The sequence below is a fragment of the Ferroplasma sp. Type II genome (assembly GCF_000496155.1).
The window spans coordinates 1-3,483 of record NZ_KI542775.1; the positions used below are offsets into that span (position 1 = coordinate 1).

General features: G+C 38.4%; 4 protein-coding genes and 1 tRNA gene. 3 read left to right on the top strand and 2 right to left on the bottom strand.

All coding sequences use genetic code 11. The features are described 5' to 3' along the window. Window positions 1-153 precede the first annotated feature (153 nt). Window positions 154-1,293: an NAD-dependent epimerase/dehydratase family protein gene (locus AMDU4_RS10955; protein ID WP_021788033.1), complete on the top strand. Its 1,140-nt coding sequence runs from the start codon at window positions 154-156 to the stop codon at window positions 1,291-1,293. Here AMDU4_RS10955 and AMDU4_RS10960 read toward each other — a convergent pair. Further along, window positions 1,280-2,002, bottom strand: a complete 723-nt coding sequence (locus AMDU4_RS10960; RefSeq protein WP_021786274.1) for a sugar phosphate nucleotidyltransferase — start codon at window positions 2,000-2,002, stop codon at window positions 1,280-1,282. The two genes, AMDU4_RS10955 and AMDU4_RS10960, sit on opposite strands and share 14 nt — an antisense overlap. 84 nt (window positions 2,003-2,086) lie before the next feature. On the opposite strand from AMDU4_RS10960, the gene AMDU4_RS10965 reads away from it, so the two are divergent. Continuing rightward, on the top strand, window positions 2,087-3,022 hold the full coding sequence (locus AMDU4_RS10965) for a TIGR00269 family protein (protein WP_021788034.1): 936 nt from the start codon (window positions 2,087-2,089) through the stop codon (window positions 3,020-3,022). Window positions 3,023-3,058: 36 nt separating this feature from the next. After that, window positions 3,059-3,133 (top strand) — tRNA-Ile (locus AMDU4_RS10970). A 54-nt stretch (window positions 3,134-3,187) separates the two neighbouring features. On the opposite strand, the gene AMDU4_RS14210 is transcribed toward AMDU4_RS10970, so the two are convergent. Beyond that, on the bottom strand, window positions 3,188-3,483 hold a 296-nt coding region (locus AMDU4_RS14210; protein ID WP_021788035.1), incomplete at its 5' end, for a transposase.

Here is a 3,483-nt window from a genome sequence, read left to right on the forward strand (position 1 = left end):
AATCAGCAATAAATGTCATATTACTGTATAGTAATTATATATATAAATTGAATTTTTTTACCAGATCGCCTAAACGGTATGTAGAGTATGCGATAAAGCTATAAAAAGAATGAAAAAGCAAAAAATATTATAGGATTTTTATATGAGTCAAAAATGAAAGTACTGATACTTGGCATTGACGGATACATAGGTTTTCCCCTGGCCCTGAGGCTACTTGATCGGGGATACGAAGTATACGGTGCCGATAATTTTTACACAAGAAACAGGGTAAAAAATGTGGGTTCAAAATCCGCAATAAAAATAAATTCCTTTGCCACAAGAAACAAGAAACTAAATAATGCCATAAAATTTTATAAGGGTGATGTCAGCAATTCAAAGTTTGTTTATGACATAATACGTGATTCCAAGCCAGATGCTATAGTGCACCTGGCAGAGCAGCGATCAGCACCATATTCAATGATTTCACTCAAAACTGCAACAGAAACACTGGACAAGAACATTGAAAGCACAATGAACATAATGTATGCGGTAAAGGATCTTAACAGGGATATACATATCGTAAAACTTGGTTCCATGGGGGAATATGGAACACCAAATATAGATATACCTGAAGGATTTTTAAACCTGTCATATAACGGGAGAAATGATACCCTTCCTTTTCCCAGGATGGGCCAATCCTGGTACCATCTCTCAAAAGTTTTTGATACATATAACTTAATGCTGGCAAACCGCATATGGAATTTAAACGTCAGCGATGTGATGCAGGGAGTCGTCTATGGTACAAGAACAGAGGAAATCACAAAATACAAACTTTTTACAAGATTTGATATTGACCAGGTATACGGAACAGTGCTTAACAGGTTCATATCCCAGGCCGTGATAGGGTATCCATTGACGGTATATGGAAAGGGCGACCAGAAGCGTGCATTCCTGTCATTGCAGGATAGTGTTGAATGCCTTAACCTTATACTAGACCATCCTGCAGAAAGGGAATATAAAGTGTATAACCAGTTTGATGAGTATTACCCATTGAATTATCTTGCCGAAACAGTTAAAAGCCACTATGAAACTATCTATGGAAAGAGCGTAAGCATAGATCATGTTCCTAATCCGAGAGTGGAGATGGAAGACCATTATTATAATCCTGTTAACCAGAATTTAAGGGATATTGGATACAGAAGACAAAGGTCATTAGAGGAGGAGATGCCGGTAATGATCAGCGATGTCAGAAAAAACATCAACATGGTTTATGGGCTGAAAAATGTAATAAAGCCCTCAACTAACTGGAGATGATTCTGGTACAGAAATTGTATGTCCTTCTAAGGACTTTATAGTAATCATCGCTGTTTCCAATGCTTGCCCAGTCACTTCTCCTTATTTTAAATGGCAGGACTTCATTTCCGTTTATAATGTGCTGATTTATTGCAGGGGTTAATTCTGGGCCAGCAATACGGTTCATTACATCCCTTTTAAAAACATAAAAGGCAGCAAGTGCATATTTTGACTCTGGATGTTTAGGCTTTTCAACAACTTTTTTAACAAGTCCATTCGTTATATTTGCAACACCATATCTTTCAGGATTTGGAACAGACATTACACTTAGCATGGTTTTCCCAGTTGATTTGAAAAGATCTATCATTTTCTTTGTTTTGCCCATGTCCATTATGAGACCGTCCCCGGCATTGAGTATAAAATCATCTTTTATGTATTCCTCTGCAAGTGCCACTGCTTTGCCGTATCCCTCTGGCTTTTTCTGGTATATGTATTCGATTTTCATTCCCAGAGTTGACAGATAATCCGCTGTATGAATGTCATTTTTGTCAAGGACAACAAAAAATCTGTCAGCACCAGATAGTGAGAGATTATGTATTATACATTCAAGAATGGGCCTCAGAACTATTTTGCCGTGCCTCGCTGCGTAAACCGGAAGCATTTCTTTTCGCATGCCATTAGGAAGATTGGCACGGGTTCCAAGCCCGGCTGCTGTTATCAGTGCATCCATAACCAGTAATCGAATACTTTTTATTAATAATGTTGCAAGAAACAGTTCGATATAATATTAATACCTCTAAGCAATTATATATCAATGGAATGTTCAATATGCGGCACCACTGCTATATATGAGGTAAAATACAACGGTTCCGCACTATGTAAAAAACACTTTATGGAATACGTAGAAAAAAGAGTGAAACGTGAGATACGGGGACAGATAGATTTCAGTAAAGGAAAGGTAAAAATTTCCGTTGCTATTTCTGGCGGCAAGGACAGTTCCGTAACACTGTTTCTAATGCACAAGATATTATCAGAAAGAAGAAATTTAGAGCTTACTGCATTCACTGTGGATGAGGGCATAGAAGGATACAGAAGTTCGGGACTGGAAAAAGCTGAAAAATTAAGCAAAACTTTGGGAATAAAGCATGAGGTGATATCATACAAGGAAAATTACGGATATACCCTGGATGAAATAATGAAAATTGACAGAAAAACTATTTCATGTTCACACTGTGGCCCCATGAGAAGGCAGCTCATGAACAGAATTTCAGAATATAATGGATCAGATTATGTCGCTCTGGGAATTAACCTTGATGACTATGCACAGTCAATTCTGATGAATATTGCAAAGGGAGATGTTGCACGATATGCAAGAATGGCACCCCATTCCTATACAAGGGAGGGTTTGGTGCCAAGAATACTGCCATTAAGGAAAATACCTGAAAAAGAGGTTGTGCTTTATGCAATATTAAGTGGCATAGACTTTGACTCTAGCTGGTGCCCTTACTACAGCATGGCACAGAGAAATTCATTCAGGGATATTATAGAAAAGCTTGAAAAGGAAACTCCTGGAACCAAATTTGCTATAGTGAAGTTTTTTGATGAAACGAGGCCAGCCATAAGAGATAGTTATGTTAATGAAAATATGAAATTGAACTCCTGCAGAACATGTGGTGCGCCTACTCCCAGCGATATATGCGAGGTATGCACCGACCTTGAACAGATAAGGAAAATAGATAGGAATACATAGAAATATTTATTTAATTTCTAAGAATAAGGGTCTCACGGGGCTGTAGCTTAGCTTGGTTGGAGCACCCGGCTGATAACCGGGAGGTCACCGGTTCAAATCCGGTCAGCCCCATTTATACCCAAAAGTAAGTCCTACTTTTTTGTGGATAGACAGGGAGTCGATTATTTAATTAGGGATACTGTGCATTACTTGACCCTCCCATTCCCATAATTGCGACATTATAGTTGTATCCCGAATCAATATACAGAGGTAGATATACAACTGGCGAATAGTTACCCCCTCTGATCGCGATCCGATGAATACATTCCTGTATGTGACTATGGATCTTATTGCCCTCTCTACCCTGTTATTGGTAGGTTCGACAGATCGGTCAATAACAAAACGGAGGGTATCGTCCATTTTACTCTTTAGTTGATTCCTGACAACACCATAACACTTCTTCGATTCATAGGTAACATTGT

Bases quoted from the DNA above. Each gene is read 5' to 3' on its own strand.
- AMDU4_RS10965 (WP_021788034.1), top strand. From the start codon at position 2,087: ATGGAATGTTCAATATGCGGCACCACTGCTATATATGAGGTAAAATAC.
- AMDU4_RS10960 (WP_021786274.1), bottom strand. From the start codon at position 2,002: ATGGATGCACTGATAACAGCAGCCGGGCTTGGAACCCGTGCCAATCTT.
- AMDU4_RS10955 (WP_021788033.1), top strand. From the start codon at position 154: ATGAAAGTACTGATACTTGGCATTGACGGATACATAGGTTTTCCCCTG.